8 protein-coding genes are annotated in these 16,157 nt (G+C 57.8%); 1 reads left to right on the forward strand and 7 read right to left on the reverse strand.

The window, feature by feature from the left end; genetic code table 11:
• Positions 1 to 41: 41 nt before the first annotated feature.
• The 4 genes from IPH10_14015 to IPH10_14030 all read right to left on the reverse strand — a co-directional run bounded on the left by IPH10_14015 (position 42) and on the right by IPH10_14030 (position 8,768).
• The gene (locus IPH10_14015; protein MBK6912023.1) at positions 42 to 2,642 is read right to left on the reverse strand and encodes a PPC domain-containing protein; all 2,601 of its coding nucleotides are present in this window, start codon (positions 2,640 to 2,642) and stop codon (positions 42 to 44) included.
• 132 nt (positions 2,643 to 2,774) lie between these two features.
• Entirely contained in the window at positions 2,775 to 5,186 is a 2,412-nt protein-coding gene (locus tag IPH10_14020; protein ID MBK6912024.1) for a hypothetical protein, read from the reverse strand.
• A 173-nt stretch (positions 5,187 to 5,359) separates the two neighbouring features.
• Positions 5,360 to 7,459, reverse strand: a complete 2,100-nt coding sequence (locus IPH10_14025; GenBank protein ID MBK6912025.1) for a T9SS type A sorting domain-containing protein — start codon at positions 7,457 to 7,459, stop codon at positions 5,360 to 5,362.
• A 55-nt stretch (positions 7,460 to 7,514) separates the two neighbouring features.
• On the reverse strand, positions 7,515 to 8,768 hold the full coding sequence (locus IPH10_14030) for a T9SS type A sorting domain-containing protein (GenBank protein ID MBK6912026.1): 1,254 nt from the start codon (positions 8,766 to 8,768) through the stop codon (positions 7,515 to 7,517).
• Positions 8,769 to 9,047: 279 nt separating this feature from the next.
• Here IPH10_14030 and IPH10_14035 point away from each other — a divergent pair, with 279 nt between their 5' ends.
• Positions 9,048 to 10,340 carry a hypothetical protein gene (locus IPH10_14035; GenBank protein ID MBK6912027.1) on the forward strand — a complete coding sequence of 431 codons (1,293 nt, stop codon included), beginning with the start codon at positions 9,048 to 9,050 and terminating at the stop codon, positions 10,338 to 10,340.
• 169 nt (positions 10,341 to 10,509) lie between these two features.
• Here the strand turns inward: IPH10_14035 and IPH10_14040 are convergent, their stop codons facing one another.
• From IPH10_14040 to IPH10_14050, 3 genes are all read right to left on the reverse strand, one after another.
• Complete coding sequence (locus IPH10_14040) at positions 10,510 to 12,984, reverse strand: trypsin-like peptidase domain-containing protein (GenBank protein MBK6912028.1); 2,475 nt, start codon at positions 12,982 to 12,984, stop codon at positions 10,510 to 10,512.
• 203 nt (positions 12,985 to 13,187) lie between these two features.
• Positions 13,188 to 14,828, reverse strand: coding sequence for a hypothetical protein (locus IPH10_14045; GenBank protein MBK6912029.1), 1,641 nt, complete (start codon positions 14,826 to 14,828; stop codon positions 13,188 to 13,190).
• A gap of 10 nt (positions 14,829 to 14,838) precedes the next feature.
• Positions 14,839 to 15,906 (reverse strand): hypothetical protein, encoded by a 1,068-nt coding sequence (locus IPH10_14050; GenBank protein ID MBK6912030.1) that lies wholly within the window; start codon positions 15,904 to 15,906, stop codon positions 14,839 to 14,841.
• Positions 15,907 to 16,157 lie beyond the last annotated feature (251 nt).

The following is a 16,157-nucleotide window of genomic DNA, read 5'->3' on the forward strand; positions in this document are numbered from 1 at the left end:
GCCCGGTTGCCCGGGCCGCCTATCACGATGCGACGCGAAAACTACTTTTGCGCGTCCCGCAAGTCCAACACTGCTGGCGGCGCAGCAGCGGCAGCGGCCGCAGCAGGCGTGCAATTCAGTGTGAGGATAACGCGGACATTGTCTGCTAAGTCGGCATTCGTGCCAATCGAATTGTTCCCGGCAGCGTAACCAAATGTTGCCGAAGCCCATCCGGCAGGATAGACCAAATTCGGATCAGTCGTGAACCAAATGGTCACAGCGCCGCCTTGACTCTGATACCAGCGTAAGGTGGCAATGCCTGGGGCACTCCAGATCCAGGTCACACTATCCACGTCGCACGGTGCTTCATTCAAGCAGAATGCCAGATCAGGGAAAACATTAACCGGATTGCCGTTGTCCGTCTGCACACTCGTGCCATCGCCGAACGGTGAGTTGCACCACGTAAAGTAACAGCCCGCCGGATTATTGCCATAGACTGACAACCAGCCCGTGGTGATTTCGCACGGCGGGAACAATACGGCGTCGTATTGATAAAGCGGGTAGAATCCCAAGTACGTCAGACCCGTTGCCGTCTCTGTCAGCGACAAATTGTACGTCTGCGACGTGTTAGTGACGCTGTCAACGAACTGAAGTTGGATCGGAGCCGGCGACTCCAAACACCCGTCGGCCCAGAAACCCCAGAAACGCACGGCGCCAATCTCCGACGTCACCGTCGAGTAGCTCTCCCACGCGCGGTAGGTGCCTTCCGCGTCGCTGAACGGCGCATCTAAAACCTCGTCCGGCAAGACCGGAGTCTGTGACAGTTCCAAGGCATTCGCGTTGCACTCAGGCCGCGTGAAGCACGCACCGCTCGAGCACGGCTCTTGCGATGTCCATTGTCCGCCCAAACTGGCGCACGCGTTCGGCCCGATGTAATCACAACTGGGATTCAATGGATCACCGTAACAGCACGAGCCTAAACACTGCGAGACATTCAAGACAAACGGCCCGCACCCGAAGGATGACCAGCCCTCAACAGTCAAGTAATACGTCCCCGCGGTCAGCGACACACAGTTGATCGTGGACAAGCCGATGCCGCCGCAGGCATCATCATCCAGCGCAATCACGCCGCCGTTGCATGCCGTGCTGAGGTAAATATAGCTGTCCCAAATGCTGTCGTCGTTGCAAGTCGAGAACGTCCAATCACCATCGTACGGAATGTTTACGCAATACGTGTAATCTTCGCTCGGACGCAAACTGTTGTCGTTACCTGCGCCGCACGTGTTCCAAGCCACCGATGCCGGAGCCGTAAACGCCGCGTCAATTCTACATCCGCTGCAAGGAATCAAATCCAAGCGCATCCGGTACGTACGGAAATCATCGATTCCCGAGAACGCGGTCGGTACGAGAACCACAGAGTATGTTCCCGCTGGAAGGCACGTTGAAATGATGGTCGCCGTCGAACAAGGGTAAACGTAGGGTGCCGAATTCCACAAGAAATCCCACGGGCAGCTTCCGCTCAAGACATAAATCTGATAACCAACCTCCGAGTTCACCGTGAAAGCAAGCGAGCAGGCCTCGGCCAGCGTGAGACGATAGACGTCCACATCGCGGGAGTTGCTTCCGTTCGGACCAATGTAGGTGAAGAAACGGCCGCAAACCGTCTGGCACGGCTGAATGTCCTGCCAGGATTCAACTCCACCATAAATCGGGTTTTCGCAGCCTCCGTTGCAGTTGACCTGAGCATGGGTGCTGTCACGAGTTTCAAAGCACTCCTGAATATCACCCGGCTGGCAGTCAACATTGCAATTGTCAAACACGTTCAACACATAGTTGCCGCTGGCGCTGCTGTAACCGTCCACGATGATGTAGTACGTTTCTCCCGCATTCAAAACGCGCGTAATCAGCGACTGAAGGCCAACACCGTCATCATCGTCGCATTCCACCGTCGTCGTGCCCGGGCATGCGCCGCCGGTTTGGATGTAGAGATACGTGTCAAACGAGCTGCCGTCTGTTGAAATCGTGTAGCTCTGCGTGTACGGCGCCACAAACGAATAGATGACGTCCGGAGCGAAGTTATTGAAGCACCCGCCTATCAATTGGGCCGGATTGTAGTTGTCCGCCTGTCCCGTTGTCGTGCCCGTGTCCGTGAAAGGCAATCCGCTGATCACAGTCGCCGGACAAGCGTCATTTCCCTGATCCAACGGATTGGCAGGATCGCGCACTTCCCGTTGCGCATACAGCTCGTTCAACCGGTCTTTGAGATTGAAACGCGTGATTTCATCCGGCTCCTGTGCGCTGAAACCACCGTCAATCTGCGACTCCAACTCATGAATCTGTTGCTCAAGCTGGGTCAACTCCGTTGGGCGAATCACAGCGCCCGGAGCGAAGCCTCCGGTCAGGTCCGCCGCCGGAAGATCAAATCGAACATTTCCGGGGTGATTCTTGGCCAGCGGGCGCAGCTCGAGCAAACGCTCAGTCCACGACGGATCCACCGGAAAACCGGACTCCTTGGTGGCCGCAATCAGCCGCTCAAGTTCTGCAATTTCAATACGCGGGTCCGTCAAAGAAGACTTCTTCTCCAGACTAGAACCGTTCGGCGCGGCAGCAAACACAGCCATCGCACATACCAGAACCATCCACACAGTGGCAAACATCTTCATATTATCTCCTTTTGGTGATGATAATACAAGATAATCAAATACTACTATTTTTGTCAACAATTCGATTGGAATAGCAGCAATGAAAAGCGGCCCGGTATCCCAGGCCGCTCAAGAAAACTCTTGAATGACTGGCTACTCAGGTCGTTCAGCTGGCAGCAACGGGCCTTGCTCCAATATTGCTCCCGTCGGTTGCGGAGCACAATTCAACGTCACAAGATAACGACGGTTTGGTGATGCCGGGTTCACGTCGGGCCAGATATACCAACCCGCCGGATACCAAATCGGCGCGAAGGCCTGCTGGTAGTTGGTTGGATAGACCGAGTTGATCGAATCCGAATAGTAGCCGCACAGGAATCCATCCGCGAGCGAGCGGAAATTGATGTAGTACGTGAAGTAGTTGATGTGAATGTTGATCGTCACACTGTCCGGCGGTGGACAGCCTTGCTCTAAACAGATGGCCATGTCGTTCGGCAAGGCAACGGGACCTCCCGGATTATGCAGCACGACCGAGCCATTGCCCTGCGGCGATGTCACCCATGCAAAGACGCATGAATTGTTCGATGTGCCACGCACGCTCACTCGGCCGGACAAAATGCTGCACATCGTCGGCAAATCGACGTCATATTGATAGACAGGGAAGTTCGGGCCGTAGTTCTGCAACAGCGCCATGCCCGCCGCTTGCACAGTGTAAGTCTGCACCTGCGGACCGTTCGAACTGTCCACAAACGTGATTTCGAAGTCCTCCGGCTGCGTGAAACAGGCGAGGCCGTTATTGAAATCTATGTACAAGCCCCAGAAGCGCACGGAAGTAATCGGGCCGGTAGCGGTGTAATCTTCCCACAATGCATAGCCGACATAGTCGTCTGAAGCAATCGCTGTCCATGTTTCATCCGGCACGTGCGGCTGTTGTGAAAACGCCGAAGGCTCTTCACAGCCCGGCCGCGGATAACATAAGCCCGGCGTGCATTGACCGCCTAAGGTGAAATTCCCGCCTAATGCCGCGCATTCTCCCTGTGTCATATTGCCGCACGACGGGTTCCACGGGTCGCCGTAACAACACGAGCCTGAGCAATCCGAAACGTTCATGTAAAATTGCCCACAGTCTCCCGCGTTGGCTCCCTCAATCGTGAGATAGTAGGTTCCCGGCATCAGCAGAACACAGCTCATGACCGCGTGCAACCCGTCCGCACAGTCGTTGTCATTCTGCGCGATGATGCCGCCGTTGCATTCGGACGTCAAATAGAGATAGCTGTTCCACTGTGTCGAAGATCCGCACAAGGAGAACGTCCACTCTGACGCGTAGGGAATCACGACGCAATAGGTCGCATCCGCGCTGGGCCGGAGAGAATTGTGCGAGCCTGTTCCGCAGCCAGATGCGAGGAATGATGCCGGCGCAATGAAGCTGCCGTCAATGCGGCAGCCGGAGCAGGGAATCGGATCCACCTTGAAGAAGTACGGCTGTGGAGTCGTCATGCCTTCATAGAAATTCGGCGAAATCTCGAACGCATAGGTTCCCGCTGGTAGACACTGCGTAATGTATGTACCGCCATTACAAGCCGGGATATTCAAGAGCGTTACAAAGTTCTGCGGCACGCAGAAGCCGTATTCGTTGATCTGGACATTGTAGGAAAATGTCGAAAACATCGAGAGTGCAAGACTGCACGGCTCGGTCAGCGTAAAGAAATAGCTATCAATGTCGCGGATACTGATGTTGTTGGGGTCCTGATAGGTGAAGCACTCGCCGCGCTGGAATTGACACAGGTTCATCTGCTGCCACTGCGGAAAACCGCCGTACCACTGATTGTTGCAGCCGCCGTTGCAGTCCCACACCGCGTGCGATGGATCGCCGACCGCCTCGGCGCACTCCTGCTGCCAGTCCGGTTGGTTGCCGATGATACAATCGCCGCTTACACGAAGCGCGAAATTGCCGGAATAATTGCTGAAGCCGTCCACGATGATATAGTAGGTCTGGCCTTGAAACAGAAAGGCTGACACTCGCGATTGCGAACCCCCGAAATCATCGTTGCAAACGACTGCCGTATTGCCCGGACAAGCGCCGCCGGTTCGGATATACAACTGCGTATCGAAGTTTGACCCAAAAGTGTCGAAAGCGTAGTAGCCGCCCTGCACCGGAACAAAGCTGTAGATCTTGTCCGGAGCGGAATTCCCACTACAGGGCGCAAACGAATTGAAGTTATTGCCCGCGCCGACGGTGGTGCCGTAATCGGTGTAAGGAACAGCGCCGGACGGGAAAACCGTCGCGGGACAGGTATCCGAGCCATCGTCAAGCGGATTCTGTTCGCGTGGACGCTGTTCGTAGAGCGCGTTCAATTGATCTTTCAACTGCATGTAGCTCGCGTCATCGAGCGGATTTGAGTGCCCGACATTCTGGAGCCGCCGCTCCAGATCTTGAATCTGCTGTTCCAGCTCCGAGAGCGGCTGAATGTAGATCGGAGACTCAGCATGAAAGTCAATTTCGCTTGCGTTCGTCTCCGCATAAACCTGACCCACAACCACTAACACTAACAGCAACAATGTCTTCATCGCGCGCATGTGCTTACCCCTTGAGTTTGAAAGTGCCACAATGTAAGGGAATTGTGAGCGCGTGTCAATGAATCCCCGAGCAAAACCAAAAAAAGAGCGGCCCGGTCGCCCGAGCCGCTATAGCGGACTAGTTCAAATTGCGGCGGTAGCCGCCGCGGGTGCCCGGCAACTGGTCATTTCACCAACACCGCTTTCTGTGTCGTAGTGAACTGCGGCGAGGCGAGCTGCACGAAGTAGGTGCCGCTCGAGAGATTCGCGCCATTAATTTGCATCGAGTGAGTTCCCGCACCGAATCTGCCTTTGAAAATTTCATCCACTTCTCTGCCTAAAACATCATACACCGCCAGTCGTCCCGTCATTGCGCGGGGCAGATCAAACGAGATCGTTGCCGTGTTGTTGAACGGGTTGGGGTAGATGGCATTCAGCGTGAACGCCGACGCGAACGGCGCGTGCTGTTCGGGAGTGTTGAGCGCGGCGGAAATATCGTAAACCGTTAACTGTTCGGTTTCCGCGGAGAACACAAAGTTGCCATAGCGAAGCGCGTGCGCGGTCTCGGGGTCGCCGTCAAAAAAGGCCAATTCGCGCAGCGCCGTGGGTTGGGAAATATCCAGCACGAGCAGGCCGCCCGGTCCCGTGCCGACCAGCGCAAGGTGGCCATCCACCGTTACCGTCGTCGGAGAGAATGCCGTGACAAACGTATCAAGCACTTGCGGCGCGGCGGGGTTGGTGACATTCAAGGAGATGATACCGCTTGCTTCCGCGACCAGCATGGTGTTTCCCGCGAGGGCAACATCAAATATCGGTCCCTCCGGTTCGAAGAGACCGATCTCCTGCGGATGAGCCGGTTCGTTTAGACTGAAGACGCGGATGCTGGTCTGCTCGGCCAGATAAACGTGCGTGGTATTGGCCGCGACGCCCTGGCACCAGTGGATAGGCTGCGAATCCACGAAGATCGGATCCATCGGATCGGCGATGTCCACCGTGCCGAAGTAATCAAAGGTCGCCAGATAGGCGTAATCGCCCTGGATCACCATGTCCGTCGTGAAGCCATCCATCCACAGTCCGCCAACCGGTATCGGCTCGCGCGGATCCGAGATGTCCGCCGCGACAAAGTTGCTCGATGTTTTCAGCAGCAGAATGTCGCCCGCGACTGCAACAGCGTTCGGCGCGCCATACGCATTCATGGCCTCGATCACGACCGGCGCGGCGGGGTTCGTTATGTCCACAAGATCCAGGCGATCGTTGCTGCCCACGCTATACAGGACGTCGCCCGCGCGAGCGAGGCGCAGCACAGCTTCGGGAGCGCGAAATTCGCCGATCAAGCGCGGTTGGTCCGGATCGGCCAGATTGATCGCCATGAAATCCCGGGAGACGCCGCTGGCAAACAGTGTGTCGCCCACGCTGGCAACGATGTTGCACAGATTCGCCAAGGTCACGTTCGTGACAAACTCAGGCTGCAAAGGATCGCTCACGTCGTACTGATACACTCCACCGTAAGCGGTGGTCAGATAAACGCGGTCTGCGATGCAGGTCACGTCCAGAGCGTCAAACACGTCGGGCACCGTCGCCAGCAGAACGGGCAGCGCCGGTTGTAAGACATCCACCACGTGCAATCCGCCCGTGCCCGCGATATAGAGCAGGTTTTCCCGCACAACCAGACGAACGCCGCCCGCCAGATCAAGGCGCGACAGCCGCACAAGATTGTCCGGTGTGTTTATTCTGAGAATTTCCAGACCGGTGCCGCAGGCGACATAGGCCAGCGTGTCCACAATAACCATCTCGCCGGCCGTAGATTCGGTCGCGAAGGTCGAAACGAGCATCGGTTCAAACGGATTAGACACGTCCAACACATGCACGCCCGTGCCGCGATTGATCAGGTAGGCATAGCTGCCGGACAGCGCGACATAGCTGTAATAGCTGTTGCTCGGATCAATCTCGGCCACCACGAACGGCGCGCGCGGATCGCTGACATCGGCAATGCGCAGACCGCGCGGTCCATCAGCGATGTAGGCATATTGATCGCGAATCACCAGATTGTTCGTACTGCTGTTGGTCGTCAGGCGGCCAATCAGGCGCGGCGCGGTGAGGTCCGCGATGTTCAGAATCTGTAGGCCCGTGGTCCCCGTGGGAATATAGGCCAGCGTGTCCACGATCACGATGTCACCGGACTGATTCCAGGTAAACAGGCCGTCGGCGACGCGCGTGATATTCAGGCTGTCCTGCGCCAAGGCTACGAGAGGCCAACAAAGGAAGGCGACGATGATGCTGCGCATGGCTGTGCTCCTTTGCAAAGTAGTCAAGTTCAAAGCTGCGCGAAGCGGAGAGCGGCTATTTCAACAGCAGGGCTTTCTGCGTGGCACTGTGGGTCGGCGTCTCCAACCGCACGAGGTAGGTTCCGCTGGCCAGCCCGTTCCCCATGAACGGCATCTGGTGCGCGCCCGCCGCCAATCTCCCCTGATAAAGCTCCCGGACAGCACGCCCCGTCACATCATACACCACCAACCGTCCCGTGACCTCGCGCGGCAGATCAAACGATATGTTCGCCGTGTTGTTGAACGGATTGGGGTAGATGGGGTGGAGGGCAAAAGCGGAGATGAAAGAAGGATCAATATCGTGAACGGGAAGCGCGGTGGTCACGTCGAAGATGATGAAATATGGACTCGCGGCACAGTAGACCAGCCCGTCTCGAATGCTCACGTCAGAAATGCCACCTTCACAGCGATAGTAGCCGACTTCCGCCGGCTGCAAAGGATCGGAGATATTTAAGACTTGCAGCGTCGTACCAACGTCCACGACGGCGTGATCCCCAAACAACTCGATGCCGCGAAACACAACGCCTTCTTCTATGAGCCATTCCAAAGAAGCGACCTCCACCGCGTTGGTGGGGTCGCTGATATCGAGCACATGCAGACCATCGAGCCACGTCTCGACATAGGCATAGTCTCCAGCCACCGCGACGCCAGTCGTGCCGCCGACAAATCGCATGGTGTCAACCGTTACCGGAGTAGTTGGATCGGACACGTCAACAATGCGCAAGATCCCGCCCTCCCAATCGGCAACGTAAGCATAGTTCCCCGCGACAGCAACGTCGAGCGCGTACTCCCATTCGTAGCCAGATGAGGAGAATCCGATTTCAGTCGGTGCCAGCGGATCGGAGATGTCGAAGATGGCTATGCCATCGGTGTATAAAGCCGCATAGAGATAGTCGCCGACAAGGGTCATGTTGCCAAACGGGTGATCTGTCGCGAGACTCGCGACTTCCAAAACATGTTCAGGGTCGGTGATGTCGTACACCCGCAGCGTTGTTCCGTCGCCCAAGAATGCGAAGTTATCTCGCACTCTGATCGTATTTGCGCTGGCTGGAGTGTTATAAAGCCCGCGCAATCGCGGTGCGCCGAGGTCTGAGATATCTATGACTCGCAGCCCGTTCGCGCCCTGGGCCACATAGGCATACGATCCTTGCACCGAAACGCCATTCACATAGAGCGGCAGATGGATCGAACTCACGAGCGTGACGTTCGCGCTATCCTGCGCGATGGCAAGGTAAGGCAAACAGAGCAGAGCAATGATGAAGCTGCGCATCGCGGAATCCTCCGCAAGAAAGTGATTTGGAGACCCGTCAACAAGTTACTGCTGAATCAAGCAAGAGTCAAGCCCGAGCGCAGGCGCTGGACCCATTGCCGCTGGCGCGACGGCTTCAAGTCAGGGGCGCCTGCAGCGGGTGCCACCGCGAGCATGACAACGCGTTTCCTATTTCTCGGGGTATTTTGCCCAGCAAGCTGGGCGCTACAGACAGAATTCATCCCCCATCCCATATCCTTCATCCTTTATCCTTTATCCTTCCACCCAACCCCCACCACCATGTTTCCCTTCCGCAAGAAAAACAACACTCAAGAGCCGCCCGCCAAGATGACCACCGTGCGCGCCGCCCAGGCCCGACCCGTCTTCCCGTCGGCTGAACCGATCCAGCCGCCGCGCAATGTGACGGGAAATCTGTTCAGCGCCACGCTCGACGGCAATGAATTCGTCTGGACCGGCACCAACCGCGCCGAGTTCTACCGCTATCTGCGCGACCATGTGCCCATCATCTCGTCCGCTGTGTGGGCGTGGGTCCACCTGAGCGCCACGCAGCAAAGTTACGCGCTGACCGGCAGCGAAGACGAAAAGCGCAAAGCCGACGGAATTCTCGCCGCGCTCGACAAACGCATTCTGGAAAATCCCCTCGTACGCCGCGACGGTCTGGCGCATCTGACCGAACAATTCTTCCTCGAACTCTTCACCACCGGGCGCTTCTGCGGCGAGATTATTCCGCTGCCCGACGGCAAGGGGATTGACTACTTCCACACCATTGACGCCGATTTGATTCAATGGGAGCGCGACGGGAGATGGCGGGCCTATATGGAGGACGACAACGGCAAGCGCACGTATCTGAATCCGCAGCGCTTCTTCTACGCGTCGCTGGGCGCAGACATTCATCATCCGCGCGGTATCGAACCGCTGGCCTCGATTCCGTTCGTGGCGCAGATTCAGGAAGCAATGCTCGCCGACATGGCGCGCAGCGCGCGCATGGCAGGCACGCCGCGCTTGCAGATCAAAGTCAAACCGCCCAAGGCCTTTCAACACGAAGCCGACAAGGAGTATCAGGCGCGCGCCAACCGCTACTTCGACGACACCGTGGCGCAATTCCGCTCGCTTGAACCTGACGACAACATCTTCACGTGGGACGACGTGGAAATCGCGCTCATCGGCGGCGACAGCAATCGCAACTTCACGTGGAGATTGAATCGCGAGCAGGTGGTCGAAGACGTCATCACCGGCCTGCGCCTCTATCCGTGGGTCGTGGGCCGTTCGCACGGGACGACGAAAAACTGGGTCGAAGCGCAGTTCAATCTGCTAATGCAAATCGTGGACTCCGTGCAGCATCTGGGCCGCTCGCTGGGCAACTACCTGCGCAACACGGAGCTCACAATGCAGGGAAATCTCTGTCAATGCGAACACGTGTTCGAACCGAACCAGGACCCGTTCCAGCTCTCGCGTATGCAGGCGCGCAACATCGCGTTTGACACGGTGGACAAGAAAGTCAAACGCGGTTATATCTCGAAAGACGACGGCGCTCGCGAGTTGGGTTATCAGAAGGCGTTTGCGAACGACTAAGGGGTGGTGCTTCCCACTTCAGTAAACCTGGGTCCGGCCTCTGGCCGGACGCATTGTCGCGCCAGAGGCGCGACCCAGGTCATATTCTGCAATGAAACAGGGCGCCACTCGCGTGGCGCCCTGAAACCCAATGCGTTTGCGCAGCGCAATGTGCGCCGTTTGCAAGCGGCTACTTCATCAACAGCATCTTCTTCGAATCCACGAAACCGTTGGCTTCGAGACGATAGACGTAGACGCCGCTGGCAAGCGAGGCTGCGTCAAAGTTGACCGTGTAACGGCCCGCTTCGTGATGGCCCGTGGCGAGTGTCGCGACTTCGCGGCCCAACACGTCAAAGACCTTCAGGCTCACGTGGCTCGCTTCGAGCAGATCATAGGCAATCGACGTGCTCGGATTGAAAGGATTCGGATAGTTTTGATGCAGTTCATACGACTCGGGCAAGTAGTCCTTGTTCGGATCAGCCATTTCAACCGCAATCACGCCGTCGCCATCGTTAGGACCGTCCGGATTGGCGCAGGCCGTGCCGGTGACGTTCAGCGTGTACGCGCCGCGACGAGTTGAATAACCGTGTACCATCAGCCAGTAGGTCTGATTCGCATTGGCCGTGAACGTGATCTGGCTCGAGTTGCCGCAGAAGTCGTCGTTGCACGCGACCAGCGTTGTGCCGGGGCAAGCGCCGCTTGTGCGAATGCCGAGACCCGTGTCATAGCTCGAACCGCACAGTGACACGGTCACCACGCGGCAGGTCGAGAGCGTCAGCGCATAGACATGCTCGCGCGAATTCGCGCCCACACAATCGGCGTAGTTGTTGACCGCGTTGGTGGTGTTGCCCGTCGTCGAATAGGGCACTGCCGTGATCGCCACACCCGGACAAACGTCAGGATTCGAGCCGCCGCCGCTGCACGCCGTGCCCGTGACATTGATCGTGAAGTTACCGCTGTTGGTCGAGTAGCCGTGCACGCGAATCCAATAGGTCGTATTCGCAGCCGCCTGGAAGGTCACCAGCGACGAGGTCGAGCCGCTGCCGCAGGTCGTCGCGTCGTCGTTGCACGCCACTTGCGTCGTGCCGGGGCAGGAGCCGCCGCTGTAGACGCCGAGACCGGTGTCATAGCTCGAACCGCAGAGCGAGACGGTGACATTCTGGCAACTGGTCAGGGTCAGGGAATAGATGACTTCCTTCGAGGTCGCGCCCACGCAATTCGTGTAGTTGTTGGTCGCGAGCGTGGTCGAGCCGCTGCCGCTATAGGGCAGACTCGTGATCGCTGTACCGGGACAGAGATCGTTGGCCGGAGGCGTGCCGCCGCCGCCGCCCGTGCCGTTCAGACCATTCAGAGTGTTGGGCGCGGTGCCAGCCGGATCGAGCCAGTTGCTCAAGCGCGTCGCACTCGTCCCGCCGCCCGCCCACGACGTCGCGAACTTGCCGAAGTAGTCATTGACGTTATTCGTGCAGGTCGCGTCGCCGCCATGCAGCTGGCCCGTGATGCGCGAATTCTGATCAAACAACGGCGAGCCCGACGAGCCGGGTTCAGTCGTGCCGTCGTCCCACGCACCGATGTTCCAATGGTTGTCGCCTGTCGTGTACCAGCCGCTGGACGTGGGCGCGTTGTTGTCAAATGAAATCTTTTTGATGTCGCCGCTGGGATGGTGAATGCAAATCGAATTGGTCGAGGCCGCGTTCACGCGATTCCAGCCGTTGTAATACGGGTTGTACGTCGAGGGCACCGCGCTGGAGAGTTGCAAGAGCGCGAAATCCGACGTGCTCCAACTGGCGCGCAGCGTCGCATTGGCTACGGTTTGGCTCGTGGGGCCGTCCACGTTCGAGCAGCTTGCGCTCTCGTAGTTGAACATGAACACCCAGCTCGCCTGACTGCCATTCAAGCAGTGATAGGCCGTGAGAAAATAGGGCGTCTGATCGGCTGCGGTGTTGTTCACCAGTGAGCCGGTGCAGATGCGCGAGCCGCCGGAGAGAATCATGGCCACGCCGCGCTTTTCGTCCTGCCAGTTCGCGCCCTCCGGACAGTTGATGTTATTGTTGCACGAGCCCGACGACCCAAACGCGTCGAGAGCACGGTCCCGCGGGCGGCTGAACACGTCGCGATAGCCGTGGCAGACGGTCATAATCGAGAGCGCCGATTGGCCGCTCGTGACCGCCGGTTCGAGATATTCGAGCGTGACCGCGGAGCCCTTAACGGGTTGGGTGATGTTCGTGCCGTCTTCCCAGTTATTGAACGTGGTGAAGGCGCCGATAACCTGCGAACGGTCGTCGTTGTAGATAAACAGTTGGCCGCCCTTGGGAATGAACCACTCATCATAAACCAGACCGATCGTGTTGGCATTCGCCGAGGCGATGCGCACTCGCCACAGGCGGTCGCCGTTGGGCAGAGTCTCCCACATGCCGCTGTTGTTCAAATTGAGATTCACGGGAATTTCCGCGGCAAAACGCAGCGGGACGTCCTTGCCTGCCGTTTCGTCTTCAGCCAGCAAGGCCTGATGATCCTGATAGACCATGTTCACCGTCGGCACGTTGGCGGACACGGCCCACTGTTCACTCGGCGGCGTCCCCCCAGCCGATATCTGTGCATACCCCAGTTGACACGCGGTCAGCACGACGACCGCGGCCACGACCCAACGACACCATTTGCGCATGAGTTGACTCCTTGCTGCTTGCGGTTGAAATTTACTCCGTCTTCCCGGCGGAGGGCAAGTAGCTTAATGGAATTGCCGCGAATAGTCAAGACCCTCACGGCTTGTCAAGAAAATAAACACGCGTCAGCCCGGCGAACATGTTGCCAAAATGAAACGGGCGACCCGAGGGGCCGCCCGCTGCAACAAGGCAAGCAGGAAGTTACCTATTCCTTGGCACCATTTACCGAGGGCAGGCGGAAATCGCTCAGCACGCCCGGCGTGGTGGCGAAGGTCACATGGTAATGCGCATGCACAATTGCATTGGTCACGCCCGGATCGGTGTAGGTCGAAGCGGTGGTCGTGCCGATAATGTTGTATACTCCGGCGGGCATCGTGGCGCGCCAGATGCTCCAGTCGTGTTGCTGAGGTGCCTGTGTCCAACTCAGCACAATATCACTGCCGTTGGAGTTGATCACCAACAGCGGACCGACGGTCACCGTGTCAAGCGCGACATTGCTCCATTGGCCCAGATCGTTGCGCAACCTGACGCCCACGACATGCAGGCCCATGGGCACGGAATCCGTCATCGTAATGTAGGCACTTTCGTTCAATTCGTCCCACACGCCATCCGACGGCAACAACGGCAAGCCGTTGCCTTCGCCGGGATCGGCATTCACCCAGCATTCACCGCCCGCGATATGGCCGGCGTTCGGATCGAGACTGCCCGGCATCACGAAGAAACGGCGGCAATCGGGAGAACTCCAGATGCCGCGTTCGTCCTGATAGCGCGCGCAAACTGTGTGTGTGCCATAGCCCATCGCGCTCGCCGGAAGATGCGCGATTAGGTTGGCGAAGCTCGAATCGGTCACATCGTGGTAGGTTGCTGGCTGCGCGTCCACTTGCAACTCGACCTGCGTGACGTTCAAGGTGTCGTTCGCGGCGGGCGCGAATTTGTAGAACCACTCGCCGTGAATTTGGCCCCAATTGCCGAAGTTGTCACGGGCGCGCACATTGACATAGTGCAAACCGTTCGTGAGCGTGTTCACGGCGATATTGCGAATCATCTGCACCAACGAAGCGTCGGGGACGTCATATACCGTGCCGACGTTGCCATCGAAACCTACTTGCAGTTCGAGCACTTCGCGGTTCGAAGGCGTAATCTGCGGGAATTTATAGAACCACTCGCTGTGAATGGAACTCCAGACCCCGAAATTATCACGAGCACGAACGTTGACGTAGTGCAGGCCGTTGGTCAGCGCATCCACCGCAATATTGCGAATCAACTGCGTCGTCGAACCGTCGGGTACGTCATGGATTGCTCCGACGCTGCCGTCAAAGCCGATTTGCAGCTCGAGCACTTCGCGGTTCGAGGGGGTGATCGTCTGGTACTTGTAGATCCACTCGCTGTGAATCTGGCTCCAGTTGCCGAAATTGTCACGGGCGCGAACGTTGACATAGTGCAGGCCGTTGGTCAGTGCGGCAATCGGGACATTGCGAATCAGTTGCACTGATGACGCGTCAGGCACGTCATAGACCGTGCCGACGTTGCCGTCGAAGCCGATTTGCAATTCGAGCACTTCGCGGTTGGAGGTCGTGACCGGAGCGTATTTGAAAATCCACTCGCGGTCAGCCGAGCCCCAGCCCGCCGAGTCGTCGTAAGCCCGGATGAAGAGCTGGTGCAGTCCGGCGCTGAGTGCGTTGATCGGAATGTTCTGCACCACGTTCACCTGTGCACCGGGAGCGGCAACCGTCAGCGGTGCTCCGGTTCCAGCGGGCGCCGGTGTGTCCCACGAGTACTCGACGGCCGTGATGTTGTTCGCGAACAGATTAGCTGTGCACAGCAGCAGCAAGAGAATATATCTCATGCGCGCCTGATTAGTAGCGCGGACCGACGCGGCCCGTGGTGTTGACATTGAGCGAATCACCCGCGATGATCGCCGCCGGAGCGATGATCGAGGTCACGAACGGATAGGAAGACACACCGTTCTCCACGAACTGATACGGGCCGCCGTAGATGCCGAGGTCCGAACGCGAGCCGTCACGATCCAAAAGTGAGGGCACACCGGCGTCAATCAACGACGAACCGGCCGCGAGATGCAAGTCGCTGATGCCTTGCTCGTAGTTGTTCGCTTCGGTGTACAGCACGAACGGATCGGCTGCCAACGTGATGCCGTTCGTTCCTGGCGGAGCAGGCGTCTGGGAAGCATTGTAGTCAAACAAGGCGCTCGAAGAGTAGGTGCCCCACGTGCCGCCGGAGTTCCAATCCCAGACAATATTGTTCGCGACGTACATGCCGTAGTTACCCGGCGACGCAAACATCTCGCGCACGTTAACCATCGTGTTGTTCACGAATGTCAGGAAGCGCGGAGTACCGTCGAGCAGCGTCTGCGTGGCCGCTTGCGTGGTCGCCATGGTGATCAGGCAGTTGCGAATCACGAGGGAGTCCTGCACCGTCCGAATCGCGTCGGCATTCAAAGCGTTGTTGCCGGCCTGATGAATGACACAATCTTCAAAGGTCACCCACTTCGACGACGCGCCGGCTTGGCGCTCGAAACATGGATAGATGTTGCTGTTGTAAATGTAGCAGCGACGGAACGTCAGCGAGTCCGGTGTTGTATAGGCATAGAAAGTTTGAGCGGCGGTATTACTGTTCACGCGCATGCCTTCGACCGAGCACCCCGTCGAGCCGGTATTGAAATAGAAATAGGACGAGGTCACGAGGTCCCAGCCCGCGCCGATGATCTTCACGCGCTTCAGGGAGGTGAAGAAGTCCGTGTAATTGCCCGGCGAGACGATGATTGTGTCACCATTGACGGCGGCGTTATAGGCCGCTATGATCGTGGTGTAGGGTGCGCTGCCGTTGGGGTTCACGCGCAGAATCGCGGCTTGAGCCGAGAGCGAGGCCAGAACGAGACCGAGTGCGTAGGTCAGTAGTCTTTTCATCTTGTTCAGTGTGGTTAACAGGTGCGATGTCTTCAAGTTTGCGAAACCGCTAATTTACCAAATCCTTGCAGACATCGCAAGGCCGGACATGGGGCATTTGTCCTATGCTGAGCAGTAGATGGTGAACAATGCGTCACACCGCTCGCCCTAAGCCTCTTCACGGCGCGATGCAAGCAAAACGGCCCGGCGCTTGATGCACCGGGCCGCAAAGGAAGGCGTTGCCGCGAAGTGATTACGTCAACAGCAGCATC

The sequence above is a fragment of the bacterium genome, assembly GCA_016702305.1.
GTDB lineage: Bacteria > Electryoneota > RPQS01 > RPQS01 > RPQS01 > JABWCQ01.

Excerpts from the sequence above, each read along its gene's own strand:
- IPH10_14015 (MBK6912023.1), bottom strand. The coding sequence starts at position 2,642 with ATGAAGATGTTTGCCACTGTGTGGATGGTTCTGGTATGTGCGATGGCT.
- IPH10_14020 (MBK6912024.1), bottom strand. The coding sequence starts at position 5,186 with ATGAAGACATTGTTGCTGTTAGTGTTAGTGGTTGTGGGTCAGGTTTAT.
- IPH10_14025 (MBK6912025.1), bottom strand. The coding sequence starts at position 7,459 with ATGCGCAGCATCATCGTCGCCTTCCTTTGTTGGCCTCTCGTAGCCTTG.
- IPH10_14030 (MBK6912026.1), bottom strand. The coding sequence starts at position 8,768 with ATGCGCAGCTTCATCATTGCTCTGCTCTGTTTGCCTTACCTTGCCATC.
- IPH10_14035 (MBK6912027.1), top strand. The coding sequence starts at position 9,048 with ATGTTTCCCTTCCGCAAGAAAAACAACACTCAAGAGCCGCCCGCCAAG.
- IPH10_14040 (MBK6912028.1), bottom strand. The coding sequence starts at position 12,984 with ATGCGCAAATGGTGTCGTTGGGTCGTGGCCGCGGTCGTCGTGCTGACC.
- IPH10_14045 (MBK6912029.1), bottom strand. The coding sequence starts at position 14,828 with ATGAGATATATTCTCTTGCTGCTGCTGTGCACAGCTAATCTGTTCGCG.
- IPH10_14050 (MBK6912030.1), bottom strand. The coding sequence starts at position 15,906 with ATGAAAAGACTACTGACCTACGCACTCGGTCTCGTTCTGGCCTCGCTC.